We start from the raw sequence: 26,374 nt of genomic DNA on the forward strand, positions 1-26,374 counted from the left end.
AGCAGTATTATATAAAACATTTTTATTTTTGAAAAAGCTATGTTTTAAAATTGATTTTATTGCTATATTTAGCAAGAAGGAAAATAGTAAGAGGTAATGATGAATAAAGAAGAAAGCCCTGAAGAAGCCAGTTTTACATCAAGAATTAAAAAAAAATCAGTTCAACAATATTTAGATGAAGAGCCCGTGTGGCCTGATGGCACTAAGGTTAAACTCATTCCTCTTTCTAGCATGCAGTGGTTTATTTGGTTATTAGCTACTGCTGGTAAATTCTTTGAAGGAATGATCGTCTTTATGACAGGTATTGCCTTACACTTAATAGCTTATGATTTTCAACTTAGCAATATAGAAAAAGGGTTAATAGGTTCAGCTACTTTGGTTGGGATACTTATTGGTGCATCTTTACTTGGAAGTCTAGCTGATAAATATGGTAGAAAAAATATGTTTATTGTAGAAATGATTATATTTATGATATGTATTATAGGTATATGTCTATCGAGTAGCTTTATAGTTTTATTTATTATGCTGTTAATAGCTGGTATAGCTTTAGGGTGTGATTATCCAACTGCTCATTTAATGATATCTGAGACTATCCCTAGTAGAAATAGAGGCAAACTAGTTTTAGGTGCTTTTGCTTTTCAGGCAGTTGGGGCTCTTTGTGGTACTCTTATAGGTTGGCTTGTTTTAGTTGAATCACCATCTGTTAATGCTTGGAAAATTATGTATTCGATAGCTATTATTCCAGCAATTTTTGTAGTTGTTGGAAGGTTTTTTATTCCAAAAAGCCCACATTTTTTAGTAACCAAAGGTGAATATAAAAAAGCAGAAAGAGCATTAGGTTTTTTGTTAAATAGACGACCAAAGTATCCTAAAGTTATTAGAATAAAGAAAAAAGATCCTGATGCTATTACAGAAATAGAAAGAGGTAGTTCGTATAAATCATTATTTACAAAATATAGGAAACAAACAATTTTTGCATCGTTACCATGGTTTATACAAGATCTAGGGACTTATGGTATAGGGGTGTTTTTACCGTTAATATTAACAATAACAATAGGTTCAAAAGTGGATGTTAAATCTGTGAATGATGTTATTAGTAATGAGATATTAGCTGCAAAAGGTTCGGCATTTATTGATATATTTTTCTTTTTAGGAATTGTTTTTGCAATATTTTTATCTGATTATTTAGGGCGAGTAAAATTACAAATATTTGGATTTATTGGTTGTGCTGTTGGCTTAGCTACTGCAATGGCTGGTCACATGACAGGTGATAATATCATACTAATATTTTTAGGATTTATTATTTTTCAATTTATGACAAATATTGGCCCAAATGCCCAGACTTATGTAATAGCTGGGGAAGTGTTTCCTACTCATGCAAGAGGAAAAGGAGCAGGTTTTGCAGCATCTTTTGCAAAAATTGGTGCTATTGTAGCGGTATTTTTATTTCCTATATTAATATCAGCTATAGGGGTTGATATGCTATTGATTATACTAGTAATTACTTCTATTTTAGGTGCTATAGTGACGAAAAAATTTGGTATTGAAACTAAGGGCGTTGATCTAGAAACTATTTAAATAAATATATTTTAATAATTTAGCTCTTTTCTTAATTTATCAATATCTAGCTGATTTTGCCATTTAGATATAATTATTGTACCTACTGAGTTACCAATCATGTTTGTAATTGCTCTGCCTTCAGACATAAATCTATCTATTCCTAAGATAATTACAATTCCAGCTACAGGCACAACTCCAAGAGCACTAAGAGTACTAGCTAGTATAATAAATCCACTACCTGTAACACCAGCTGCACCTTTTGAGCTAATGACCATAATTAGTAACATAAATATTTGTTGGCTTAATGTAAGATCAATACCAAGTGCTTGAGCTATAAATATTACAGCTAAAGATAGATAGATAGCTGTACCATCAAGGTTAAATGAGTATCCAGTGGGTATTACAAGTCCAACAACTGACTTATTACATCCTAGATTCTCTAATTTTTCCATAAGGTTTGGCAGTACTGTTTCAGATGATGATGTTCCTAAAACAATAAATATTTCTGTTTTTATATAGGCTAAGAGTTTAAAAATACTAATTCCGCAATATAGTTTGAGTATAGTGCCTAAAAAAACAATTAAAAATAAAAAACAAGTAACATAAAAACATAGCAGTAAACCGAGTAAACATTAGTAATGTATTCGCTCCATATGTTCCTATTGTATAACCAATAGCGGCACAAGCAGCGATTGGAGAATAGTGCATAATAACGTGGATAATTTTGAAAAAGACCTTTGAAAGATTCTGTATACCGCGAAGTATGGGTTTACTTTCATCACCATATAAAACAAGCCCAACAGCAAATAATATTGAGACAAAAAGAACTTGTAATATATCGCCATCGGTAAAAGCACCGACAAATGTATGTGGAATAATATTCATAAAAAAGTCTTTAATATTTCCGACATGCTCAACATTTCCTATATATGATTTTGCAGCACTTGCATCTAAGGAGTTTGGATCAATATTTAGTCCAAGTCCAGGATGAAGCATATTAGCTGTAATCATTCCAATTATTAGAGCAACTATCGTCATAGCAAAAAAATAAAGTAATGCAATCCCACCGATTTTTCCTACAGTTTTTAGATCTCTCATTGCTGCAATGCCTGAAACTAAATTTAGAAATATTATAGGTGCTATCATTAACTTAATAAGTTTAACAAAGACATCAGCAAAGGGTTTAAGGGCTACAGCAATATTTGGTGTAAATATACCAAGTAAAATTCCTATAAATATCCCTAATAAAACTTGTGCATAAAGGTGCCGAAAAATTTTCATATCTTTTAATTAATATATCTGAACTAATTAAAACTATATATGATGTGTTTACATTATGTAAATAAAAAAAAGTAAAATTAGATAAAAATAGTTTTATATGGGGTAGAAGATATTAGGAATTATATTGTTTTAATCAACATTTTAAACAAAGAAATTATGATAAAACAAAACTGTCAGGAAGTAATTTCTTGATATTGGTTTCTCTAATATCTAACTGATCTAAGTTTGATAAAATGATGGGACAATATTTATCCATTAACTCTGCTATCACTTGACGACAAACTCCACAAGGAGTAGAAGCTTTTGGTGTATCTGTTACAACTGCTATCATAAGAATATCTTCTTTAATATAACCTTGACTATATGCACTAAAAAGTGCTGAGCGTTCAGCACAATTTGATGAGCCATATGCACAATTCTCAATATTTGCTCCTAGGATTATTTTGCCATTTTTCATAAGTAGAGCTGAGCCAACTTTGAAATTTGAGTATGGAGCATAAGCATTGTGGAATGCTTCTATCGCTTTTGAAATAAGCTTAAACTTTTTTTCTTTTTTAATCATCAGTCTGTCTTTTGTCAAAAAGGATGTTTAGTTTACACTATTTTTATTTAATATTACAAGTTTGTTAAGTTCCTTTAGCTATTGATTTATACATAAATACTATAAAAATATAGAGTTCCTCTTTGTATATTTATTGATAGTTTTAGTACGTTAATTTTTGCTAATAGTTAGGTACTACCTACAATTCATTACACTAAGCTAATCCAAAAGTACTTTAACACAAAAACCACATTTTTAACTATTTTATGTATATAATATCGAGTATTTTCTTATTAGGGGTATTTAAACTATAAATGACAAAAATACAATACGCTAATTTTGCGACAATAGAGAACTTTTTATTATGTAAGACTCCTGATCAATGGATCAAAAATGCTCTAGATAATGTTGAGTTGATGCTTATAGACCATGCTCATTGTGAGATGAAAGCATCATCATCAGCTATGACATATATTTATAGACATCCTGACAAATATGATTTAGTTATTAGAATGTCTAAGATAGCTCGAGAAGAACTTGTCCATTTTGAGCAAGTTATGCAAATTTTAAAAAGACGTAATATTGAATATAAAGCTATTTCAGCATCAAGATATGCTAGTCAACTTATAAAAACAGCTCGTACTGATAAAGAAGGACGGTTTATAGATGCCTTAATAATAGGAGCTTATATTGAAGCTAGATCATGTGAAAGATTTGCGAAGATCGCACCATATTTAGATCATGAGCTACAAAGGTTTTATAATGGTTTACTAGAGTCTGAAAAAAGACATTTCACTATTTATTTGAGCTTTGCTGAGAAGTATTCATCAAAAGACATAGGTAAAGATATAAAACGAATAGGTGAAGTAGAAAAAGAGCTTATATTATCTTCAGATAATGAGTTTCGTTTTCATAGTGGTGTTTAGAACATATCTTTAAAAGGAATTTTGCGCCAACCTTTGTTATCTTCTAAATTTAAATATAAGTTTTTTGTTTTAGTATCATATATTATTTGATAAATCGTATAGATATTTTTTGCGCCACCATTTTTTACTTTTTTATCCATTATCTTTTCAGCTGTAGGAATATTTATAGTTTGGTAGCTATTTATAAGTTTCTCAAGATTTTCCTTTCTTGTTACGCTTAAATCCATGCTGTTTGCATTTGGTTTGGGTATTAAATCTCCCCATTCTGGACTTAGGAAATTATTTGTTACAACAAAGTTTAAGTTTGGTTTTATATTATCTTTTTTATGGCCTTTTGTTGAAGAATATTCATAAGAAAGAACGTTATGATTATTCCCAGCATTAATTATCAGAGAAAAGTCTGATTGGGCTGCTTTAAATCTATTATTTAGCTGTTTTAAGTTTTTAGATGTTCTTAATGCATCACGTATTTGTATAAGCATAGTATACTACCCCAATAAATTAAACAATATTTTCAATTATTTAGTTCCCATCTAAGCCGCCCGTTTTTCCAATAAGTTATCGTAATAAAATTCCATAGGTTTTTTATAATTGATAGACTCATGAAATCTTCTATTATTATAAAAATCTATATAATCATCCACATCGTTTCTTAGTTCAACAATGCCAGGATATTGATTTAAATAAAATCTCTCACATTTAGCACTTCTCCAAAATCTTTCGATGCAAATGTTATCAGTTGCTCTACCTTTACCATCCATAGATATAGTAATTTTTTTATCTAATAATGTTTGGATATGAATGTTAGATGTGTACTGGCTACCTTGATCAGTGTTAAATATTTCTGGTACTCCATATTTATACAGAGCTTCATTTAAAACTTTCATAACTAAACTACTATCCATAGTGTTGGATATCTCCCAACTTAGTACAGCCTTAGAGTACCAATCAATAATAGCTGCCATATAAACTGTGCCAGCATCAGTCTTAATATATGTAATATCTGTAGACCAAACTTGATTAGGTCTCAATATGCTTAAACCTTTTAGTTTGTAACTATAAATAGCATGCTCTTTGTTAGGTTCAGATAAGTTTAAGTTTGGTTTTTTCACCGCTAATATAGCTTTGATGCCTAACTCTTTACGATACTTTTGTACTGTGTTCTCACAGATGCTAAACTCATCTTCTATTAATTGCTTATGAGCTTTTATATAGCCGTAGTAGGGAATCTCCTCATGTATCTGTATAAGCTTTGCTTTTACTTCTTCTTTATGTTCGTTAACCACAGGCTTGTAATATAAACCAGCTCTAGAAACTTCTAATAAGCAACTTTGTTTTACAACAGATAATTTATGCTTAGGATCAATCATCGCTTTTCTATCAGATAATCCCAAGCTTACGAGCTTTACCTCAAGAAATTCCTTCTCAATTGTTAGTTGTCCAACCTTCTTAGAATACTGATCTATCTTGGTTTGAAGCTTTGCATTGTCTTTTTTATATTGTGATACTGATTTGGATGGATCCATTACCAACTCAGCATTTTCTAAAAAGGCTGTTTTTCAATTATTTATGTTTTTGTGCGTAATATTATATTTTACTGATAACTGTGTGATTGTTTGATCTTTCCCCAATACTTCCAAGACAACTTTAGTCTTAAATTCAACGGTATATATTTTTCTCTTATTACTCATTTACATTTATCCTAAATTGCTCATTTATAGTTTAGCTACTTTAGGAACTAAATTCTCAAAATTGTTGTTAAAATTTCATGGGGTATTATATAGTTTCTCTATTAGGGTTTACTTCAGAACCTCCTGAGAAAGAACCATTATTTAATTCGATAAACAAGCCATTTTTATTAATACAAGAGGGAAAGTATAGTTGTCCAGGCATCGCTATAATAGCTACGGGGTATCCGTTGTTAAAGTTAAAAGTGGTAATACTTTAAAGCTTACAAATTTTATTAAAAGGTTTATTGTAATAGTCGTAATTTCTAAGGATTATTCTATTACTGGAATAACTATTTTTTTGAGAAATAGATGCAAATGCACAACCATTTTTTAAAATTGACTTATCTGTTTTTATAGCTACAAGAGTTTCCATACCATTTAGGATAATTTCATCATCTAAGCTTATTTTAGCTCCATTAGCAGCACCTTTAACCATAGACTTATAATTATTAGGGAATCTATCATATAGCTGATTTGCTTGTTTGACTAAATCATTATAGGATAATCCCTTTTATGTTATATAATAGTCTTCAATAATTTTCAGTGAGTTTAGCATTTGAGGACGCATTAGTTCACCATATTTCTTTCCCCATTTCATAGTAAGAACCTTTTAATGTATTAATGGGTATTCCATTAACTATTTTTTGTCCTGCATTCCGGAAAAAGGTAAGATTAAAAGAAGTATTAAAAATTTTATAATAAGTTTCATAGTTTATTTATTTTTTTAAACAATAGGTAGTTTCCATTTATAGACTATAGACATTATTCTTGTAGTTAAGCCTATACCTATTATTATTACTGCACTTATATATAAGTTTATATTTAAATATATAAAAATGATATTCATTCCTCCAACTATTGCTGCTACAGAGGCATACAATTCAGATGTAAATGCAACTGGAATGTCATTACAAATCATATCGCGCATAATACCTCCAGCGACACCATTAATAATGGCAATAACAATACCAACAATTAATACACTAAAAAAATGCATTTCAAATACGGTAGTACATACATGATAAGCTATGCTACTACCAATATATGCAAAAGCTATAAGACCTATAGAGTCAAGTATTAGAAATATTTTATAAAATTTATTTACATATTTTTGAGTGAATATCGCAATTATAGAGAAAAATAAACATATAACTATATAATGAGGATTTAATATAATAGTTACTGGTAAGTTGCCTAATAATACATCTCTTACGACACCACCACCTAGAGCTGTTGTTAGAGCAATAGCAACGACACCAAAAGCATCCATATTTCTTCTAGAAGAAGATATAACACCAGTCATGCTTTCAGCAACTATTCCTAAAAGAAACATTATCGTAAAAATTAAAGGTCCTGTAATTCCAACATGATACATTGCTATCTCCAATAGTTTAATTATGGCTATATTTTAGAGATTATTTTTAGAAATTAAATCATTTTGTTAAATAATGATAGTTTTCTTCAATTTTATCCAAACAAAGACTTGAGTTTTTAGCGTATAAATAAGCTATAAGCGAAAGTATAAACAGGCTAATTAAGATACTTAAAAGTCCAAATTTTTCAGAATGTGCTTCATAGAAAAATGCTATGATAGCTATTTAAATAAGATGAAAGAAAAGCCATAAATTTTTATTAAAATGTAGCTTATTATTTTTTACTTTAATTTTTTCAATAAGGATAAACACAAGACTACAAATAATAGCAAAAATAATAATATTTACTTTTATATTTTGGTATTTCATCTGAAATTTATAAAGCAATTTTGGCAGAACATAAGTTGCGATAAGTGTATTTGCTGCCACTAATATATCTCCTTATAAATTCTCAGTAGATGTTTTAAACAGTTTAAATTCATTAGATTTTTTATGATTTCAATAGCTTTTTTGAATAAGGCTTTACCATTGCTATTAAGGCTTAAGCCATTTTTATTACGATCAAAGAGTTTTATTTTGAGGATCTTTTCTAATTGACTTAAGCTAATACTAGCAGCAGACTGAGATATAAAGCAATGTTTTGCACCTTCACTAATAGAGTTCTTTTTTGCAACCTCTACAAATACTTTTAGTTGCTTTATAGTTATCTGCATAGATATAAAGGTTAAGAAAAAGGCACTACACTTGATTATATCTTACGGTATTTTATTTTTATATAAAAGTTTAGCCATAATATTGCTAGTATTTTTTTCTTTTAGAATATCAAAGCCATCTAGTGGGTACTTAGCTTGTTTTTTAGTCTCAATATATATAATAGAGCCTTTGGGTATAAGCTTATTTTTTGCTATTGAATCTAGTGCTTTTGGTATTATATTTTTATTAAAAGGAGGGTCTAGAAATATAATTGTTTGAGAATTTTGTGTATTTAAGCTTGCAAGAGCTTTTATACTATCTATTTTATATATTTGAAAATCTTTTATATCAAGAGTTTTTAGGTTCTCTTTTATTTGTTGTAATGCCTTAAAATTAAGCTCATAAAAAATAGCTCTGGCAGCGCCTCTTGATAAGCTTTCAATACCTAAGCTGCCACTACCAGCAAAAGCATCAATACAAACACTACCATGTATATAAGGGGCAAGCCAGTTAAATATAGTTTCTTTAAGCTGATCTGAAGTAGGGCGTAGACCATTAATATTAGGGAATTTTAATCTGCGATTTTTATATTTGCCAGAAATTACACGAATAGTGTTTGTTTTCACTGCTAGACATCTCCAACCATTACAGTTATAAAGTTATTTTGTTGGATTTGTAAGAATGAGTTATGTATTTGTGTAGCTGTTACATTATTTATGTTCTCAACATAGGTATCAAAAAAATCTAAAGGAAGATCTTTGTTTGCAATAGATGATAGCATATTTAATTTAGAACTATTTTTCACAGAACTAAGCAAATGTGTACCTTCTATATGCTTTTTAGAATTTTTGATGGTTTCGTCATCTATAGTATTTTTAATGAAGTTACTATAAACATCATCTATAGTGTCTAGGGCAAGTTTTGGGTTACTAGTTTGAGCTGAAATTACAAAGCTACCATAATCTGGATTAAGATTTACATCGCTACTAATATTATATACCAGACCTAATTCCTCACGGACTTTGTTAAATAGTAGAGAATTTAGACCACTACCACCGAGTATTTCATTACCAAGTTTCACTGGAAAATATAAAGGATCTTGTATGTTTAGTAGTAATTGGTGCCCCATTAGTATAGATGTTTGCTTGCTGTTGAAAGTATTTTTAATAACTTTTGTATTATTTTCTTGTTGATTAAATATTGCAGTATTTTTAGTACCTTTAGGTAATGAGTCTAAAATTTGTTGTGAAATATCTTTTGCTTGTATTGATCTAACGGCACCAACAATACAAATGTTAGCATTGCTTGCACATGTATATTTGTTAAAAAAGTCAGCTATATCCTTAGAACTTATATCTTTAACGCTATTTTCATAACCAATAACGGGGTGGCTATAAGGATTATTAGCAAAAATGTTTCTTGAAAATTCTAAAGATGCTAAATAGTTAGGTTGCTGGTTTAAATAATTAATATGAGTTAAGGTCTGTATTTTTTCTCTATCTAATATATTTTGATCAAAATCTGGAGTTGTAAATATTTCATGAAGAATCTTGATAGTTTTATCAATAATGTTAGCATCATTTAGTAAACGAATTTTGATATTAAAAAATTCTTTAGTTGTTTCAGCATGTATCGATACACCTATATCAGTTATCTTATTGATGAGTTGTTGCTCATTAGAAGTCTGTGTTTTTGTCGCAAACATACTTACAGCAAGATCTGCTAGCCCATTTAATTTACCATCAAATGCTGATCCGGCACGGAAATTTATCTGTATGTCAAGCATTGGTAAAATTTGTGATTCTTGAAAATATACTGGTGTATTGTCAATATTAAATTTTTGGATCATGTTTTAATCTCTTAGTAAGTGTAAAGATGTAAGATTTTCTTTATTGAGGTATTTATCAAGAACTCGGTTGACATCTTGAATTGTTACATCATAAAGTTTTTCTAAATATTTATAATAATCAACATCAAGATTTATACTAGCTAGTGAACCAATAAGGTTAGCCTGAGTCTCTAATGAGTCCATAGAAAATACTTTATCGGCTTTTATAGTAACTTTAGCTCTATTTAATTGCTCTTGAGATATACCAGTCATTTTTAGACCATTTATAGTTTTTTCTATTTTCTCTTGAATATGATCAAGGTCTTGGTCGTGATTTGCAATAGCAGTAATAATAAAGATATCTTCACCTTTTATAAAAGGTGAGTATTCACTATCTATATGGCAGCATAAGTTTTCTTCACGTACTAGCTTTTGCTGTAATATTGACGCATCAGCGCTACCAAGAATACTGCTTAAAATCATCAGTGCAAAAGGGTCATTTTTTTGATAATTGGTTGTTAGCGATGGAGTTATATATCCTAATACTGCTACTGAGGTATCATTTGGAGATTTTTTAATTTGTAAATGTCTATAGCCAATGTTTATTAGACTGGGTTCTTTATTATGATCTTCAAAGTTTGACTTAGGGATATTACTAAAATAGTCTTTTACCATAGCAATAGCTGAATCTTCATTAATATCACCAACTAAAACTATGCTTGAATTATTAGGAGCATAGTGTTGTTGATACCAATTTTTAAGGTTACTAAGGGTGTAGTTTTCAATATCTTCTCGCCAGCCAATAATAGGTGTATGGCGCGAGCTATTTTGATAAGCAAGTTTCATAAACTGCTCAAAAGCATAACTAAAAGCTTTATCATCAACTCGTAAATTACGTTCTTCTAAAACAACTTTCCTTTCTGGAGTAAATTCATTCTCATCAAATAGTAAATTTGCCATACGTGAAGATTCGATAGATAGGCTTAATTCAAGGTTTTTTTTATGCCAAAATTGGTAATAAGCAGTATAATCAAAGCTCGTAAAAGCATTTTGAATACCACCATTATTTTCTACTATGCTATTTAAGTCATCTTTTGAATATTTATTAGTGCCTTTGAACATCATATGCTCTAACATATGTGATATGCCAGTAAGCTTTTGAGGCTCATATGTTGAGCCTACTTTATACCATATCTGTGATAAAACTACTGGAGCTCTAGAGTCTTTTTTTATGTATATATTTAGGTCGTTATTTAGTGAATATTTAAATATGTTCATATGTTAATTAAGTTTCTTTTGATTTTATAAATAAATAAATTAGTAATATTAAAGCTACTACTGTTGGTCCTGCAGCTCCAAATATAGGAGGAATATGTAATATTAAAGCAATAGGTCCAAAAATCTGATTAATAATGAAAAATGCAAAACCAAAAAATGCACCAAGAATTAATTTAAGTATTAGTGTTGAAGATCTAGTTGAACCAATGCTTAGTGGCACTGATAATAATATTAAAACCATCAATGATAATGGTTGAAAGATTTCTTGCCAAAATTTCAAAGCTATTGCTGTATCGTTAGTTTGACCTCGTGAAAACATATACTTACTCAATTGAGTAAAGTTTAAATAATCATCATCATTAATAGTAATCACTTGAGCTACTGATATAGGTATAGGGTTTGACCAGTTTGTTTTATTAATACCACTTTCTACATCAATATGCTTTTGTCCATCTTTAGTGGGAAATGTAACTTTGCTTATGTTGTAGACATCAGCGACAGTATCATTAATGTATCTTGCAGTTTTTGCATAGCGTATTTGCGTAATTTTATTATCTTTTACAATAAATTTTCTGATACCGTGAGCTTTTTTCTCTTGGGGATTAATGTTTGAAATATTCATTAAACCATCTTCAGTTTTGAACCATAGGTCATGGGTATTATATGCAACTGTATTGGTATCTGATATCTTTTGAAGTACAGGTGCTATATATCCACCAAAAACCATCGTAACTAAAGAACCAATTATACCAACTAAGACAACACCCTTAGCTATTTGAAATGTTGAGCGTCCAGATGCTCTAAGAATAATTATCTCCGAATGATTAGCAAGTAAACTAAGTCCCATGAGAGCACCGACCATGGCACATGCAGGTAGTAGTGTATACAGTATCCCAGGTAATTGATAAAAGGTGTTAATAATCAATTCAAAGTTACTTGCATTGCCATCATTATTACTTACCTGAGCAAGGTATGTAAATATAAAGAAAAGGATACAAAATATTATTGCAACTATTAAAAAACTACCAAATACAGTTTTAAAAATATAACGGTCTATACGATTTAATAACATTATTTATCCTTTTCTAGACGATCCATTTTGTTTTCTAATAGCTCTAATAGCAAGCACTACAAACACTATGTGAGGTAGCCAGGCACCTATCCAGACAGGTACAGAGCCATTAGCCATACAGGTATTGATGAACATATTTGTGCATAAATATATGGCTAATACTATAACTGCTGGTAGTAGCTTAGCATATTTATTTTGTCTTGGTCTTAGACGACAAAGAGCAAGAGCGATTAAAGAGGCTACTAGTACAGCTATGGAGTTATTTATACGTGAGAAAAATTCTCCTCTACATGCAGTTCCAATTTCTTTATTGTCAAAATTCTCTATTAAAGAATGCATATAATATCTATCGACTATTTTATGGTTAAAATCTCTAATAGTGTTATCGTATATTGTATAAATAGCTTTATCAGCTTTACCGTAGCTTGATTCAAAGCTCTGAGGGTCTCTTGTGTAGATATTTACATTTTTAAAATCTACATAAGCGGCTTTTTTATTAGAATATATTTGTGCATTAGGTGCTGTTATGACTTTATATTCATTATCTTTTAAAGTTTTTTGATATAGAAACACATTGTGTAAGTTATTGCCTGATTTATTTTTTATATATAGGACTCTTCCATCTGGGATTTTTATAATTTTATCATCAGTTACTGATGATAAAAGTGCCTGCGCTGATAGAGATGATTCATATATATCTAAAGTTTGTTTTGAAAGAGGATTTAGATACATTGTTGTTATTAAAGTTAGAATAGTTAAGGCTCCAGCAGGTTTAAGTGTGTTTTTAACTATTTCCATCCATGTTACACCACCTGCAAGAGTCACAAACATTTCATTATTTGAGAAATATTTACCAAAACAAATGATAATTGCTAGAAACATAGCTATTGGAGCTATGAGACTTACATTCTCTGGTAATGTCAAAATAACAAATTTTATTATCGAATCTATCCCTAGACCTCTTGAATAAGCTTCATGGAAAAGCCTAATAAGAAGATTAGCAGATACAATTGATATTATAAATAAAGTTATAGATGTAAAAGTATTAACTATATCTCTATTGTAGTATTTTTCTAGAATCAAAACTTAGCTCTATTTCATAATAAAAAATTAAACTAGGACTAATTTTATATTTTTTAGAAACAAAAGTCAGTAGTTAACAATTAGCCGCACTTAAATTTTAATGTTTTAGCTATGTTTTTTTGTTATTATGTTTTTAAAATATGTTTTAAAATTAAAAAATGGAGCGTAAATGAAACTGGTAGTAAATAGTAAGGCAGCAACATCTGCTGAGGTGTTGATAGTAGCACAAGAAAATCTTCAAAAACTTATTGAAGGGACAATATGTCCAAACTCTAAGTCCTTATTAGATAGAAAAGTTTTTAAGGCAACTTCTGGGGATGTTCTGCCATTATTGCATACAGATAAAACAGTTATTCTTTTGGGCCTTGGTTTAAGACAAGATTTCTTGTTCTCTGAATATGACAAAATAATATCAAAAGCTACAGAACTATTAAAGAAACTAGATATAAAAGAAGTTTCTGTAAATATTGATTACGCATTTGAAAGTGGCGATGTTAAGCAATTTACACTAGATACAATAAGAGCGTTTATATCAGAAACTTATGTTTTTGATCAGTTAAAATCAAAAAAAGAAAACTATTCTTTAGAACATGTTGAATTAGTTTATTCTGGAGAACAAGATATTGATGAAGCTGTTAAAATTGGTTCAGTTATTGCTTGTGGTCAAAACTATGCAAAAGATTTACAGAATTTGCCTGCAAATATTTGTAATACAGATTATATGTTAAATGAGGCTAGAGAGCTTACATCCCAATATGAAACATTTAACTTAGAGTACTTAGATCAAGATGCTATGGCTGAATTAGGTATGGGTTGTGCCTTGGCTGTGGGTAGAGGTTCTGACATGTCTAACTATACTGTTTGCATGGAGCATAATGGTGGTGAAAAAGGCGAAGATCCAATAGTTTTAGTGGGTAAAGGTTTAGTCTTTGATAATGGCGGTATATGTATTAAGCCAGCAGCGGGCATGAGCACTATGAAAATGGATATGGGCGGTGCAGCAGCTGTAATGGGTATTATGAAAGCTGTAGCTATGCTTAACTTACCAATTAATGTGGTTGGTGTAATGGGACTTGCTGAGAATGCTGTTGATGCTAGGTCTTATAGACCTGGTGACGTACTTAAAAGTATGAAAGGTATAACAGTTGAGGTAAGTAATACTGATGCTGAAGGTAGGCTGGTGTTATGTGATACTCTTACTTATATTGGTAAGTACAAGCCAAAAGCTGTTATAAATATGGCTACTTTAACTGGTGCTATGATAATTGCTTTAGGAGATGCTTTCTCAGGATTAATGGCAAATAGTGATAAGCTAGCAAATAGTTTACAGCAGGCTGCTAATGCATCTAATGATCTTGTATGGAGATTGCCTTTACACAAACCTTATCTTAAAAAACTAGATAGTAAAGTCGCTGATATAGATCATGCTAACCGTGATAGGGCAGCGGGATCAATATGTGCAGGTTTATTCCTATCAAAATTCACAGAGGATTATGAATGGGCGCATCTTGATATAGCAGGTTCTGCAATGGGGGATTTTATTAATTGTAAGGCTACAGGTAGACCAGTACCTTTATTAATTCATTATTTACTATCTCAAGCTAAGTAGGATATTTTAATAAATAATATTTACTTTTCTCTAGTATATTTTTTCTTATGTGATAAAATTCCTCTGTAATTAAATTCAAACTCTAGATTTTAATTACGGAGATCAATAATGTTAAGAATTACTCAAGAAGCAATAACTTTTGATGATGTGTTGCTTTCACCTAGATATTCAAATGTTTTACCTCATCAGGTTGATTTGAAAACAAATATAACTAGAGATATTAAACTAAATATCCCTCTAGTATCAGCAGCAATGGATACTGTTACAGAGTCTCGTCTGGCTATTTCTATAGCTCAAGAAGGAGGAATTGGTATTATTCATAAAAATATGTCTATAGAAGCCCAAGCTCAGGAGGTTAAGAAAGTAAAAAGATTTGAGAATGGTATGGTAATAGATCCTATTACAGTTAAGCCAGAAAGCTCAATCAAAGAAATAATGCAATTAGCAAGAGAGCATAACTTTTCTGGATTTCCAGTTGTAGATCAAAATAATCATACAATAGGCATTGTTACAAGACGTGACTTTAGATTTGCTAAAGATTTAGATGAGCCAGTAAGTTCCATAATGACTCCTAGGGAGAAACTTGTTACAGTTTCAGAAGATGCATCACAAGGGTCTATTAAAAAAAGTTTGCATAAGCACAAAATTGAAAAACTTTTAGTTGTAAATGATTTGGGTGAATTAGTTGGATTAATAACAACAAAAGACATTGAAAGATCACAAAACAAACCTAATGCCTGTAAGGACTCTTTAGGTCGCCTAAGAGTTGGTGCTGCTGTGGGTACTGCTTCTGACACTAGAGAGCGTGTTGCCGCCCTAGCTTCCGAAGGAATTGATATTGTAGTTGTTGATACTGCTCATGGACATTCACAGGGTGTACTTTATATGGTTAAATGGGTTAAACAAACATATCCAGATATACAGGTGATAGGTGGTAATATAGCGACAGCAGAAGCAGCCAAAGATTTAGTCGAAGTTGGGGCAGATGCGGTTAAAGTTGGTATAGGGCCTGGTTCTATATGTACTACAAGGATTATTGCAGGTGTTGGAGTGCCACAGATCTCAGCAATATCTAATGTTGCAGAAGCTTTAGAAGGTACAGGAGTTCCGGTTATTGCGGATGGTGGAATTAGATTCTCCGGTGATATTGCAAAAGCTATTGTTGCTGGAGCATCTGTTGTTATGGTTGGTGGACTTTTTGCTGGTACAGAAGAGTCTCCTGGAGAGGTAGAACTTTTCAAAGGTCGCTCTTATAAATCATATCGTGGCATGGGATCTCTTGCTGCTATGGAGCAAGGATCTTCAGATAGATACTTTCAAAGTAATACTGATGCTAAAAAATTTGTTCCAGAAGGTGTAGAAGGAAGAGTACCTTATAAAGGTTTACTCTCTGCAGTTATTCACCAACTGGTTGGCGGGTTAAAGTCTAGTATGGGTTATACTGGATCAAAAGATATTCAAACTATGCGCGCAGAGCCAACATTTGTGCAAATTACTGGTGCTGGATTTAATGAATCTCACGTTCATAATGTCACAATTACAAAAGAGCCACCAAATTATCAATCTTAAAATTCTTTTTTTTAAGTTTAAGAACTTATCTTTTGACTTTAATTTTGAGAAATTGATAAATATATATAGTTAGTTTTCTTTGAGTATTTATTATAGTTTTCTATAGAACCTACTCTTAAAGAATTAAATTTAATAGAAAATAAACATGTTCAAGGTATGTATTGCAAAAGGTAATGATATTGCTATACATCGAGATAGCTTATTAAAATATAATGTCCCCAGAAAAAGCTACTGATTTTAGAAAGATTTTTATTCCTAGATGTTAAATTTAACTAGATAAATTAGGAAATAGATAAATGAGTAAAAAAAGAGTAACGTATACAGCTGATTTTAAAGCTAAAGTAATTATATAATTGCTAGAAGGCGATATGACAGTTAATGAGATAGCAAGTAAGTATGATTTACTTCCTAAAAACGTGCATAATTGGAAGCAGCAATTTTTATCTAATGCTTGCTTAGCATTTGATAAAAGCTCTGTTGTTAAGGAGTATAAGCAGGAAATAGATGAGCTTAGAAAAGATAAAGATGCAACAAGTAAAAAACTAGTCGAGGTAATAGTAGAGAGGGATTTTTTAATGGGAAAGCTAAAAAGCTTGGTATCATCAAATGATAGAGTAAACTCTGTAGATACTAAGCTAGAATTATCTTTAAATAATCAGCTTAAACTATTATCTGTATCTAAGAGTGTTACTATTATACACCAATATCAAAATTTAGTAGTAATGATGATATTAAACTATTAAATGCAATAGATTTGATACATACTAAACATCCATATTATGGTACGAGAAGTCTAGTAAAGTTGCTAAATAGATTAGGATTTCTAGTTGGAAGGAAGCTAATCAAAAGTGCTATGGAATTCATGGGTATTAAGGCATTGTATCCTAAAAAAAAGACAACTGTCATTAATAAGCAACACAAGAAATATCCATACTTACTTAATGTATTTAAAAATGAGACGAATCAGGTTGTTATAGATAAAGCTAATAAGGTATGGAGTGCTGATATCACGTAGAATGTGGGTATGCATATTTAGTAGCCATAATAGATTGGCATAGCAAGAAAACACTAGCTTGGAAGATTTCTAATACTATGGATACACATCTAACAACTAGTGTGTTAAAAGAAGCGTTATTTAAATATGGTAAACCTGATATCTTTAACTCTGATCAAGGAACTCAATATACAGCAAAAGAGCATATTAAAATATTATCTGATAATAAAATAAATATATCTATGGATGCTAAAGGAAGATCTATAGATAATATTGCAATTGAGAGATTTTGGAGAACACTGAAATATGAAAATGTTTATCCGGCATCATATATAACTATGAAAGAGGCTAAAGTAGGTATCAAAGAATATATTGATATTTACAACAATGAAAGACTACATTCTAGTATTGGATATATGACTCCTGATGAAGTATATTCTGGTATTTTAGATGCTGCATAAAAGCAAGGAATAAAAATATTTTATAAAGTGGTATTGAATAACAGGGACAGTTTAAAACTAATATATAATAAAATATGATGAATTTATAGTATTATACCTTGTTAGCTTCAATATCCTAAAGTATATATAAAAATATACTACTTATTAAATCTTATAACACCAATAATTCCTAATGCCATTATTATAGCTCCAATGATAAAAGGCAGTCCAATAGGCGTTAATTTTAGGAACCAGTCCATAATAGCTGAAAAAACTACTGAAAATAACATAATAGGAGATACTATCCTTATTTGTATTAATTTGAGTGAGTATGTAAGACTAAATTGATATATTAATCCAGTAAGTGCCATTAATAGAGCCATGATAAGTTCATATGAAGTTAACTCCTTAATTGAGGATATTCCAACAGTTAAACCTAAAACTGCGGTAAATAAAAAATAATAAAACATTATTTACTTAGGTTTATTTTGTTTACCAACCAATCTTAATAATGTGCTAGCAAGGGAGGAAAAGAATCCGGAAAATATCCCTATAATGTATGCCCATATATTATAGCTGGATGACGTTGGATGAATTATAATCAAGAATCCGATAAAACTAAATATTATAGATATTAATACATACTTGTTTGTTTTTACTCCAGTTAAAAATAGATGATAATAGGAGTGAATAACGGCGCTGTATTAAGCAGCAGCATAGAGTTCGCTAGTGGTAAATAGTTTAGTGCAAAAAGAAATAGAAACATTGATATAAATCCGGCGAGAGATCTTATAAAAATTATATGTACTTTTTTTGCCTTGAAGCTAAAATCTTTTTTTAAAAACATAAATGGAGAGAGCATTATAATTCCAAAAATGAATCTATATGCAATAATTAGGCTATTTGATATACCACTATCTTGAACAAGAGTTGTAAAGTATCCCATAAGTGCTAAAAACAATGCACTAATTAGTGCTAATGAACAGCCTAACAATATATTATCTTCTTTAAATAGAAAGCCCATAAAACTTTTATCCAAATTCTTAAAAGTAGAGTTTTTACATGATTACAATTATATAGATACCCACGGGCAAATCCGTGGTACTTATGCCGGCAAAGCCACTACAAAAATTGTAATGCAAGATTAGGAAAGTTCATTCATCCACGCGTAAACTCATGATGTTCTGTCTTCGACTAATACTATTTAGTATATAGGGTTTTTGATGTTCTAAATAAGTTTCTTATATACAGATATACCCTATCATGAAATCTTGCTGTGAATCAATATTGATTTTGCTGATCTATTCGATCAATTTAGAATAATTTATAATTTCTTTGGCTAATCTGACAAAAAATACCTATAACTAATTATTTAGATAAAGTAAAATAATTAACAATACATAATATTAAAAAAACAAATTTCTATGAAAAATGAAAAACCTAATTTTGAAGATGTTAAAGAGGCCTTAAAAGTAATGCAGGCTTTGAGCTCAGCTTCTGAGGCTCATGGTTTGCTTTGTGCATTGTTTAGTTTTGGAGCAGAGGTTAAATTTACTGCATGGTCTGACTCTTTGATGACAAAAACTATTGAAGAGGGAGACTTGGTTTCAGCTTCAGCATTAAAAACTATGAAAAAGTTATATGACTATACTAAATCTCAGTTTGATGAGAAGGGTTTAAGTTTTGATTTATTCATTCCTGAAGACAATGAGTTATTAAGCTATAGAGCAGAGGCTCTTACTTACTGGATAAAAGGCTTCTTATCTGGAGTTGGTTTATTTGGTTTAGATTTTGAGAACTCAAAAGCTAAAGAAGTCAAAGAAGCTATACATGATCTAATGCAAATATCATATATGGATTATGATTCCTTAGAGCAAGATGAAAGTTGTGAAGATGATTTTATGGAATTACTTGAGTATACAAAAGTTGCTGTCCTACTTATCGATAGCGAAAAAGTTTGAGATTTAAAATGAATACTAAATACGATATTGCAATAGTCGGTGGAGGTATAGTAGGTTTACTAGCGTCCCTAGCACTTGCAAAAACTGGTTGTAAGATTATCCATATCGAAAAAGATCAGCTACAGGTTAAAAATGATAATAGAAGTATTGCAGTATCTTATTCATCAATAGCATTTTTAAATACTCTTGGTTTGTGGGATAAGGTTGCGAGCACTACACAGGCCATTAAAAAAGTTCATATTTCAGATAAAGGTAGGTATGGAAGAGCTGAGATTTTTTCCAAAGATGAGAATTTACCATTTTTAGGGGCTATTGCTCCGATGCAAGAGCTTTTGGCTATAGCATTACAGGAGGTATCAGCTAATTCTAATATTATAAAATCTTTTGAAACAAATGTTATCGATTTACAAAAAGAAAATGAGAAATACTCTCTAGTTGTCAAGCAACAAAGCAGAAAAAGAACTATAAAAGCAAAGCTAATTATCGCTTGTGATGGTGCAAACTCAAGTATGCGTAAAATGCTCAATGTAGATGCTCAAATCAGTGATTATAAACAAGATGCGATTGTCTTTGATGCTCAAACTGATTTAGATAATGAAAATACTGCTTTTGAAAGGTTTATGACTGATGGAGTACTTGCGATGCTTCCTAAGTCAAGAACTACTATGGGGTGTGTTTTGACTGTTGATCGAGAAGATTCAAAAGCAAAACTAGATCTAGATGAAAAAGAGTTTCAAGAGCTAGTTCAAGATAGATTTGGCTATAGATTAGGACAAATTAAAGTCGCTACAAAACCTATAGTTTTCTCTTTATATCTTATTCAATCAAATGAGGTATATAAAAATAATGTATTGTTTTTTGGCAATGCATTACATTTCTTACATCCAGTATCTGGTCAAGGTATGAATCTAAGTATTAGAGATATCGGATTTTTGCATGATTTAATTGCTAAAAGTAATTTTTCTCCAGATTCTGTTAGTCGTGTTTTAGCCGAGTTCGAGAAAGTTAGAAAGCCTGATCATGATAGAACAATTAATATAACACATGGTTTTGTGAAATGGTTTGTCTCAAATGATCGTAAGCTGGTTACGAGTAGGAATGTAGGGTTACATCTGTTACAAAGAAGTAAATTAGTAAAGAAAGCTTTATCAAGAATAATGATGGGAAAACTTACAAAGAGTTCAACTTTGATGAGGAATGTGATTGAAGATGAGCATTAAAACTATTCAAAAAGATGTTGTGATTGTTGGTGGTGGTATGGTTGGGCTTAGCTTAGCTTTAGCATTACACCAAAATGGCTTACAAGTTACTATTATTGAAGTGAGAGATATTAATCAAAAGCCTTTAGGTTCAACAAATAGAGTAGAAACAAGAGTCAGTGCAATTAACCATACTTCAAAGAGGTTATTACAAGAACTAGGTGTTTGGAGTAAGATTAGAAATAATCGTATATCACCGTATTATCAAATGCAGGTATGGGATGATTTAATTAGTGAGAGCATTAATATTACAGCAGAGGAAATAGCTGAGTATAGTTTGGGATGTATTGTTGAAAATGATGTAATAACTCAAGCTCTAATTGAAAGGATTAATGATACTAGTATTGAGATTTTTGCTAATCAAAAAATTGAAAAAATTCAAAAAAATGGCAATACTGAGAAAATTGTCTTAGCTGATAAGCTTGTTGAAGCTAGCTTAATAGTTGGTGCTGATGGTGCTAACTCTTTTATTCGTGATTATTTCAATTTTGAAACTAAAGTTAAATCATACAAACATACAGCTATAGTTGCTACACTTGAGCTTGAGAAAGAACATCAACAGACGGCATATCAGAGATTTTATGATAAGGGCGTATTAGCATTTTTACCATTAGAAAATACCAATAAAGCATCTATAGTTTGGTCTGTAAAAACTGATTATGCTAATTTTTTGATGAGCTTAGCTGATGATAGGTTTGAGCAAGAGCTAACAAAAGCAATTGATAATACTCTTGGAAATGTAAAACTTTTATCAAAAAGATTTAGCTTTGAACTAATTCAGCGTCATGCAAAATCCTATATTCAAGATAATGTTGTGCTAGTTGGTGATGCTGCTCATACTATCCATCCTTTAGCTGGACAAGGCGTGAACATTGGCTTTAAAGATGTAATAGCTCTTACTAAAATTATAAGTGGAGCTTTTGCAAAAGGGCGTTTAATTGGTCATATTTCAACTCTTGATAAGTACCAGCGCGAAAGAAGACTTGATAATAAAAAAATGATAGCTCTAATGAAAGGCTTTAAAGAAGTCTTTGCCAGCGAAAATGATTATATTAAAAAAGCTCGTAGGATTGTGTTTGAGTTTGTTGATAAAAATAGTATCGTTAAAAGTTTGATAGTTAAGCAAGCTTTGTAAAATAGATTCTACTGATCAATCTCTTTTTTTGCTTTCTTTAGATCTTCTAAAAATTTTTCATTTCCATTTAAAACAGCGAAATTTATAAGGGCTACTGTTCTTGCTGCTTTAACATCACTCTCCCAATGCGCACCACAATTAACTCTACTTTTAGATTTTCTATTTGCTAAGGCAAAGAGCTGCTCAGCAACTTGCGGCTTAAGCTCTGATAGTATCATGGCATAAGTCCATGCTCTAGAAGAGTGACCAGAAGGATATGAGTAACTTGTTGGATCTTCATTAGAATCACAAGGTTTTCTATTAAAAAATACAAAAGGTCTTACTCTTTTATATTTTTCTTTAACTGATTGTTTTATGTTAGATACATCAGTGGTTGATTTTCTTAGCAACCTATATATTGCTGGAGTTTTATCTTTGCTAATTTCTTGACCAAAAATTTTACTGAAATCAGCAATATGTATGTCTTTATCAGTTGAAGCATCATGGATCGTTGTTTTATAACTATCAGTATTTTTATTCTGGCTAAATACTGTTTCAGATATAGCCTTATCGCTTGAAAAAGCTAATGAATCCGTAGTAGGGGGAGAACCTATAATACTATCAATGTTTATAGTTTGATTTTTTGGTATATATCCATTATTTATATGATTAGAAGCAAAGGAAATTGAAAGTACAATAAATAAAGAAATGGCTACTATAAATATTTTTTTTATCACTGCTTTAGTTATTAAATTAGCTGCGGTCTAATTATACTAACATTTTGAGTATTTAGAAGAAATGCTAAGAAGATAGAAAATTATTATTATTTTTTAGGCTTTAGTTATAGTTTCTGGAATAAGTGTATATTTATTCAACTTCGATGAAATGTTATAAACTGTCCCTGTTATTCAATACCACTTTATAAAATATTTTTATTCCTTGCTTTTATGCAGCATCTAAAATACCAGAATATACTTCATCAGGAGTCATATATCCAATACTAGAATGTAGTCTTTCATTGTTGTAAATATCAATATATTCTTTGATACCTACTTTAGCCTCTTTCATAGTTATATATGATGCCGGATAAACATTTTCATATTTCAGTGTTCTCCAAAATCTCTCAATTGCAATATTATCTATAGATCTTCCTTTAGCATCCATAGATTTATTTATTTTATTATCAGATAATATTTTAATATGCTCTTTTGCTGTATATTGAGTTCCTTGATCAGAGTTAAAGATATCAGGTTTACCATATTTAAATAACGCTTCTTTTAACACACTAGTTGTTAGATGTGTATCCATAGTATTAGAAATCTTCCAAGCTAGTATTTTCTTGCTATGCCAATCTATTATGGCTACTAAATATGCATACCCACATTCTAGTCTAATATACGTGATATCAGCACTCCATACCTTATTAGCTTTATCTATAACAACCTGATTCGTCTCATTTTTAAATACATTAAGTAAGTATGGATATTTCTTGTCTTGCTTATTAATGACAGTTGTCTTTTTTTTAGGATACAATGCCTTAATACCCATGAATTCCATAGCACTTTTGATTAGCTTCCTTCCAACTAGAAATCCTAATCTATTTAGCAACTTTACTAGCCTTCTCGTACCATAATATGGATGTTTAGTATGTATCAAATCTATTGCATTTAATAGTTTAATATCATCATTACTACTAAATTTTGATATTGGTGTATAATAGTACACACTCTTAGATACAGATAATAGTTTAAGCTGATTATTTAAAGATAATTCTAGCTTAGTATCTACAGAGTTTACTCTATCATTTGATGATACCAAGCTTTTTAGCTTTCCCATTAAAAAATCCCTCTCTACTATTACCTCGACTAGTTTTTTACTTGTTGCATCTTTATCTTTTCTAAGCTCATCTATTTCCTGCTTATACTCCTTAACAATAGAGCTTTTATCAAATGCTAAGCAAGCATTAGATAAAAATTGCTGCTTCCAATTATGCACGTTTTTAGAAAGTAAATCATACTTACTTGCTATCTCATTAACTGTCATATCGCCTTCTAGCAATTCTATAATTACTTTAGCTTTAAAATCAGCTGTATACGTTACTCTTTTTTTACTCATTTATCTATTTCCTAATTTATCTAGTTAAGATAAACATCTAGGAATAAAAATCTTTCTAAAATCAGTAGCTTTTTCTGGGGACATTATATTAATATGTAGCTACTTTATTAAAGATATTATTTTTCATAATATGAAAACAGATGATTTTGATTATAAATTATTAGAAGAATTGATTGCTAGTTATCCTCTAGAAAATAGAGATGCTAGTAAATTGTTAAAGTTAAATAAGCAAACAGGCCAAATAGCAGATCATAAATTTACTGATTTTCTTGATTTCATTACATCAAAAGATTTACTTATTTTTAACAATAGTAGAGTGATGTTAGCTCGTTTGTATGGGAAGAAAGCTACAGGTGCAAAATTAGAATATTTGATAGAGAAGATAAAATCTCCTAAAGTTTTTGAAACTCATATAAAAGCAAATCGCTCACCGGCTATTGGTAGTGAAATATATGTACAAGATACTTTAGCAAAAGTACTAGAAAAAGATGGTGGAATGTATCTGCTTGAGTTAGTAGGTAATAAAGATATTTATAGGCTAATGAATGAGTTTGGACATATCCCATTGCCTCCATATATGAAACGTGAAGATGAAGAGTTTGATGCTGAGAGATATCAGACTGTCTATGCTAAAGATCTTGGCTCTGTTGCCGCCCCAACTGCAGGTTTGCATTTCTCAGAAGAGTTGATGCAACAAATAAAAGATAAAGGTGTTGATATAGCTTATGTTACTCTACATGTAGGTTCTGGAACTTTTAAGCCTGTTCAAGTTGATGATGTTAATAATCATAAAATGCATTCAGAAGTTATATCCGTGCCAGAAGATGTTTGTGAGAAAGTTCGCCAAACAAAAGTAAATGGTGGTAGAGTGATAGCTATAGGCACAACTTCTGTACGCTCGCTTGAGACGGCTGGGCAAAATGGGAAAATTAAGTCTTATCAAGGGGAGACGGATATTTTTCTATATCCGGGTAAAAAGTTTAATATAGTGGATGCTATGGTTACAAACTTTCATTTACCAAAATCAACCTTGATTATGTTAGTCAGTGCATTTGCAGATAAACAAAAAATTATGAAAGCATATGAGCATGCGATAATTAAAAAATATAGGTTTTTTAGTTATGGTGATGCAATGTTTATTTATTAAGGAAGTATAATGAAAAAAAAAGCGTTCTTTTTTGATATTGATGGAACTTTAGTGCATGAGAAAAAAGGTAAACTTTTTGTTTCTGATAAAAATATTCAAGCTATAAAAGCTTTAAGGGAGAAAGGTTATAAAACATTTATAGCTACTGGACGTACTCAGGGGTTTATTCCTGAAGCGGTGTTGGATTTACCTATGGATGGTTTTATTACAGCAAATGGCTCTGTTGTAAGCATAGCTAATAAACTAGTTTATGAGAAACTTTTTCCTCAGAGTGCTATAGATAGTGTTTTAAAGTTTTGTGAGAAACATAATCATGATTGGCTCTTTGAAGGTGAATTTGCTTATGTAAATAATTTAGAGTCAGAAGACCTTAGTTATTTCTATAATAATGTAATTGTCAACAAAGATAAGATTGTTTTAACCCATAATTTATATAATGTAACAATTTATAATGCTTTAGTTTTAGGAAAAAATGTTGATACTGTTGCATTACAGCATACTTTAGGGGATAATTATGTCATAGCTCCACATAATGAAAATGGTTATGTTGATTGTTATTTAGCTGGGCACACAAAAGCTGATGGTATAAATAAAATTATTGAAAACCTTAGTTTAGATGAGTATGAGACGTACGCATTTGGTGATGGTAATAATGATTTAGAAATGTTTGATAAGGTTGATGTGGCAGTAGCTATGGAAAATGCTTCTGATAGGTTAAAAGAGAAAGCTAATTTAATAACTAAGGCGAATTACCATGATGGGGTTTTCTATGGTTTAACTAAATTAAGGTTGATTTAAGTA

Annotated in this window: 31 protein-coding genes; 13 read left to right on the forward strand and 18 right to left on the reverse strand. The window is 30.5% G+C overall.

Translation table 11 applies throughout. The features are described 5' to 3' along the window. The first annotated feature begins 99 nt into the window (after nt 1–99). Entirely contained in the window at nt 100–1,578 is a 1,479-nt protein-coding gene (locus CDV26_RS05080) for an MFS transporter (RefSeq protein ID WP_088772362.1), read from the forward strand. Between the two features lie 11 nt (nt 1,579–1,589). On the opposite strand, the gene CDV26_RS14120 is transcribed toward CDV26_RS05080, so the two are convergent. The 3 genes from CDV26_RS14120 to cdd all read right to left on the reverse strand — a co-directional run bounded on the left by CDV26_RS14120 (nt 1,590) and on the right by cdd (nt 3,403). Continuing rightward, a complete protein-coding gene (locus tag CDV26_RS14120; RefSeq protein ID WP_338029170.1) occupies nt 1,590–2,177 on the reverse strand; it encodes a cation:dicarboxylate symporter family transporter in 588 nt (195 codons plus the stop codon). After that, on the reverse strand, nt 2,098–2,841 hold the full coding sequence (locus CDV26_RS14125) for a cation:dicarboxylate symporter family transporter (RefSeq protein ID WP_276328727.1): 744 nt from the start codon (nt 2,839–2,841) through the stop codon (nt 2,098–2,100). The genes CDV26_RS14120 and CDV26_RS14125 overlap by 80 nt, the downstream gene beginning before the upstream one ends. A gap of 154 nt (nt 2,842–2,995) precedes the next feature. Continuing rightward, nucleotides 2,996–3,403 carry a cytidine deaminase gene (gene cdd / locus CDV26_RS05090; RefSeq protein WP_088772363.1) on the reverse strand — a complete coding sequence of 136 codons (408 nt, stop codon included), beginning with the start codon at nt 3,401–3,403 and terminating at the stop codon, nt 2,996–2,998. A gap of 293 nt (nt 3,404–3,696) precedes the next feature. Between cdd and CDV26_RS05095 the strand changes: the two genes are divergently transcribed. Beyond that, complete coding sequence (locus tag CDV26_RS05095; RefSeq protein ID WP_088772364.1) at nt 3,697–4,308, forward strand: MiaE family protein; 612 nt, start codon at nt 3,697–3,699, stop codon at nt 4,306–4,308. On the opposite strand, the gene CDV26_RS05100 is transcribed toward CDV26_RS05095, so the two are convergent. From CDV26_RS05100 to CDV26_RS13555, 3 genes are read right to left on the reverse strand one after another with little or no spacing between them, the layout of a single operon-like run. Continuing rightward, nucleotides 4,305–4,790: a hypothetical protein gene (locus CDV26_RS05100; protein ID WP_088772365.1), complete on the reverse strand. Its 486-nt coding sequence runs from the start codon at nt 4,788–4,790 to the stop codon at nt 4,305–4,307. The genes CDV26_RS05095 and CDV26_RS05100 overlap by 4 nt on opposite strands. Before the next feature lie 51 nt (nt 4,791–4,841). Then, complete coding sequence (locus tag CDV26_RS05105) at nt 4,842–5,834, reverse strand: IS3 family transposase (protein ID WP_088772366.1); 993 nt, start codon at nt 5,832–5,834, stop codon at nt 4,842–4,844. 33 nt (nt 5,835–5,867) lie between these two features. After that, the gene (locus tag CDV26_RS13555) at nt 5,868–5,999 is read right to left on the reverse strand and encodes a transposase (RefSeq protein WP_169709702.1); all 132 of its coding nucleotides are present in this window, start codon (nt 5,997–5,999) and stop codon (nt 5,868–5,870) included. Between the two features lie 77 nt (nt 6,000–6,076). Between CDV26_RS13555 and CDV26_RS05110 the strand changes: the two genes are divergently transcribed. Then, on the forward strand, nt 6,077–6,256 hold the full coding sequence (locus CDV26_RS05110; protein WP_088772367.1) for a hypothetical protein: 180 nt from the start codon (nt 6,077–6,079) through the stop codon (nt 6,254–6,256). On the opposite strand, the gene CDV26_RS05115 is transcribed toward CDV26_RS05110, so the two are convergent. The 9 genes from CDV26_RS05115 to lptF form a co-directional block, all read right to left on the reverse strand. After that, complete coding sequence (locus CDV26_RS05115) at nt 6,253–6,474, reverse strand: hypothetical protein (protein WP_088772368.1); 222 nt, start codon at nt 6,472–6,474, stop codon at nt 6,253–6,255. The genes CDV26_RS05110 and CDV26_RS05115 overlap by 4 nt on opposite strands. Before the next feature lie 288 nt (nt 6,475–6,762). Then, entirely contained in the window at nt 6,763–7,413 is a 651-nt protein-coding gene (locus CDV26_RS05120; RefSeq protein WP_088772369.1) for a trimeric intracellular cation channel family protein, read from the reverse strand. A gap of 223 nt (nt 7,414–7,636) precedes the next feature. Then, nucleotides 7,637–7,840, reverse strand: a complete 204-nt coding sequence (locus CDV26_RS05125) for a hypothetical protein (RefSeq protein WP_088772370.1) — start codon at nt 7,838–7,840, stop codon at nt 7,637–7,639. After that, nucleotides 7,840–8,124 carry a helix-turn-helix domain-containing protein gene (locus CDV26_RS05130; RefSeq protein WP_088772371.1) on the reverse strand — a complete coding sequence of 95 codons (285 nt, stop codon included), beginning with the start codon at nt 8,122–8,124 and terminating at the stop codon, nt 7,840–7,842. The genes CDV26_RS05125 and CDV26_RS05130 overlap by 1 nt, the downstream gene beginning before the upstream one ends. Before the next feature lie 42 nt (nt 8,125–8,166). Beyond that, nucleotides 8,167–8,730, reverse strand: coding sequence for a 16S rRNA (guanine(966)-N(2))-methyltransferase RsmD (gene rsmD, locus CDV26_RS05135; protein ID WP_088772372.1), 564 nt, complete (start codon nt 8,728–8,730; stop codon nt 8,167–8,169). Between the two features lie 2 nt (nt 8,731–8,732). After that, on the reverse strand, nt 8,733–9,953 hold the full coding sequence (locus CDV26_RS05140; protein WP_088772373.1) for a M16 family metallopeptidase: 1,221 nt from the start codon (nt 9,951–9,953) through the stop codon (nt 8,733–8,735). Nucleotides 9,954–9,956: 3 nt separating this feature from the next. Then, nucleotides 9,957–11,210: a M16 family metallopeptidase gene (locus CDV26_RS05145; RefSeq protein WP_088772374.1), complete on the reverse strand. Its 1,254-nt coding sequence runs from the start codon at nt 11,208–11,210 to the stop codon at nt 9,957–9,959. Between the two features lie 7 nt (nt 11,211–11,217). Continuing rightward, nucleotides 11,218–12,282, reverse strand: a complete 1,065-nt coding sequence (gene lptG, locus CDV26_RS05150; RefSeq protein ID WP_088772375.1) for an LPS export ABC transporter permease LptG — start codon at nt 12,280–12,282, stop codon at nt 11,218–11,220. Nucleotides 12,283–12,285: 3 nt separating this feature from the next. Next, nucleotides 12,286–13,365, reverse strand: a complete 1,080-nt coding sequence (gene lptF / locus CDV26_RS05155; RefSeq protein ID WP_088772376.1) for an LPS export ABC transporter permease LptF — start codon at nt 13,363–13,365, stop codon at nt 12,286–12,288. A gap of 169 nt (nt 13,366–13,534) precedes the next feature. Between lptF and CDV26_RS05160 the strand changes: the two genes are divergently transcribed. The 5 genes from CDV26_RS05160 (at nt 13,535) to CDV26_RS13015 (ending at nt 17,998) form a co-directional block, all read left to right on the forward strand. Beyond that, the gene (locus CDV26_RS05160; protein WP_088772377.1) at nt 13,535–14,974 is read left to right on the forward strand and encodes a leucyl aminopeptidase; all 1,440 of its coding nucleotides are present in this window, start codon (nt 13,535–13,537) and stop codon (nt 14,972–14,974) included. 108 nt (nt 14,975–15,082) lie between these two features. Beyond that, on the forward strand, nt 15,083–16,543 hold the full coding sequence (gene guaB, locus CDV26_RS05165) for an IMP dehydrogenase (RefSeq protein ID WP_088772378.1): 1,461 nt from the start codon (nt 15,083–15,085) through the stop codon (nt 16,541–16,543). 368 nt (nt 16,544–16,911) lie between these two features. Beyond that, a complete protein-coding gene (locus CDV26_RS13005) occupies nt 16,912–17,286 on the forward strand; it encodes a hypothetical protein (protein ID WP_245806515.1) in 375 nt (124 codons plus the stop codon). 11 nt (nt 17,287–17,297) lie between these two features. Next, on the forward strand, nt 17,298–17,558 hold the full coding sequence (locus CDV26_RS13010) for an IS3 family transposase (RefSeq protein ID WP_245806516.1): 261 nt from the start codon (nt 17,298–17,300) through the stop codon (nt 17,556–17,558). A gap of 29 nt (nt 17,559–17,587) precedes the next feature. Beyond that, a complete protein-coding gene (locus CDV26_RS13015; protein WP_245806555.1) occupies nt 17,588–17,998 on the forward strand; it encodes an integrase core domain-containing protein in 411 nt (136 codons plus the stop codon). 643 nt (nt 17,999–18,641) lie between these two features. Here the strand turns inward: CDV26_RS13015 and CDV26_RS13975 are convergent. Then, the gene (locus tag CDV26_RS13975; protein ID WP_088772380.1) at nt 18,642–19,001 is read right to left on the reverse strand and encodes a DMT family transporter; all 360 of its coding nucleotides are present in this window, start codon (nt 18,999–19,001) and stop codon (nt 18,642–18,644) included. A 400-nt stretch (nt 19,002–19,401) separates the two neighbouring features. On the opposite strand from CDV26_RS13975, the gene CDV26_RS05190 reads away from it, so the two are divergent. The 3 genes from CDV26_RS05190 to CDV26_RS05200 are packed head-to-tail and all read left to right on the forward strand — an operon-like array spanning nt 19,402 to nt 22,332. Beyond that, nucleotides 19,402–19,938 (forward strand): UPF0149 family protein, encoded by a 537-nt coding sequence (locus CDV26_RS05190; protein ID WP_088772381.1) that lies wholly within the window; start codon nt 19,402–19,404, stop codon nt 19,936–19,938. 8 nt (nt 19,939–19,946) lie between these two features. Beyond that, nucleotides 19,947–21,158, forward strand: coding sequence for an FAD-dependent monooxygenase (locus CDV26_RS05195; protein WP_088772382.1), 1,212 nt, complete (start codon nt 19,947–19,949; stop codon nt 21,156–21,158). Continuing rightward, complete coding sequence (locus CDV26_RS05200; RefSeq protein WP_088772383.1) at nt 21,148–22,332, forward strand: FAD-dependent oxidoreductase; 1,185 nt, start codon at nt 21,148–21,150, stop codon at nt 22,330–22,332. The genes CDV26_RS05195 and CDV26_RS05200 overlap by 11 nt, the downstream gene beginning before the upstream one ends. Nucleotides 22,333–22,340: 8 nt before the next feature. On the opposite strand, the gene CDV26_RS05205 is transcribed toward CDV26_RS05200, so the two are convergent. Both CDV26_RS05205 and CDV26_RS05210 read right to left on the reverse strand, forming a co-directional pair. Then, nucleotides 22,341–23,048 carry an acid phosphatase gene (locus tag CDV26_RS05205; protein WP_245806517.1) on the reverse strand — a complete coding sequence of 236 codons (708 nt, stop codon included), beginning with the start codon at nt 23,046–23,048 and terminating at the stop codon, nt 22,341–22,343. A 208-nt stretch (nt 23,049–23,256) separates the two neighbouring features. Continuing rightward, the gene (locus CDV26_RS05210) at nt 23,257–24,426 is read right to left on the reverse strand and encodes an IS3 family transposase (protein WP_088772384.1); all 1,170 of its coding nucleotides are present in this window, start codon (nt 24,424–24,426) and stop codon (nt 23,257–23,259) included. A gap of 130 nt (nt 24,427–24,556) precedes the next feature. On the opposite strand from CDV26_RS05210, the gene queA reads away from it, so the two are divergent. Then, nucleotides 24,557–25,573, forward strand: coding sequence for a tRNA preQ1(34) S-adenosylmethionine ribosyltransferase-isomerase QueA (gene queA, locus CDV26_RS05215; protein ID WP_088772385.1), 1,017 nt, complete (start codon nt 24,557–24,559; stop codon nt 25,571–25,573). Nucleotides 25,574–25,582: 9 nt separating this feature from the next. Continuing rightward, entirely contained in the window at nt 25,583–26,371 is a 789-nt protein-coding gene (locus CDV26_RS05220; protein ID WP_088772386.1) for a Cof-type HAD-IIB family hydrolase, read from the forward strand. Nucleotides 26,372–26,374: the final 3 nt, after the last annotated feature.

Origin of the sequence: Francisella halioticida, from assembly GCF_002211785.1 — a bacterium.
Lineage (GTDB): Bacteria > Pseudomonadota > Gammaproteobacteria > Francisellales > Francisellaceae > Francisella > Francisella halioticida.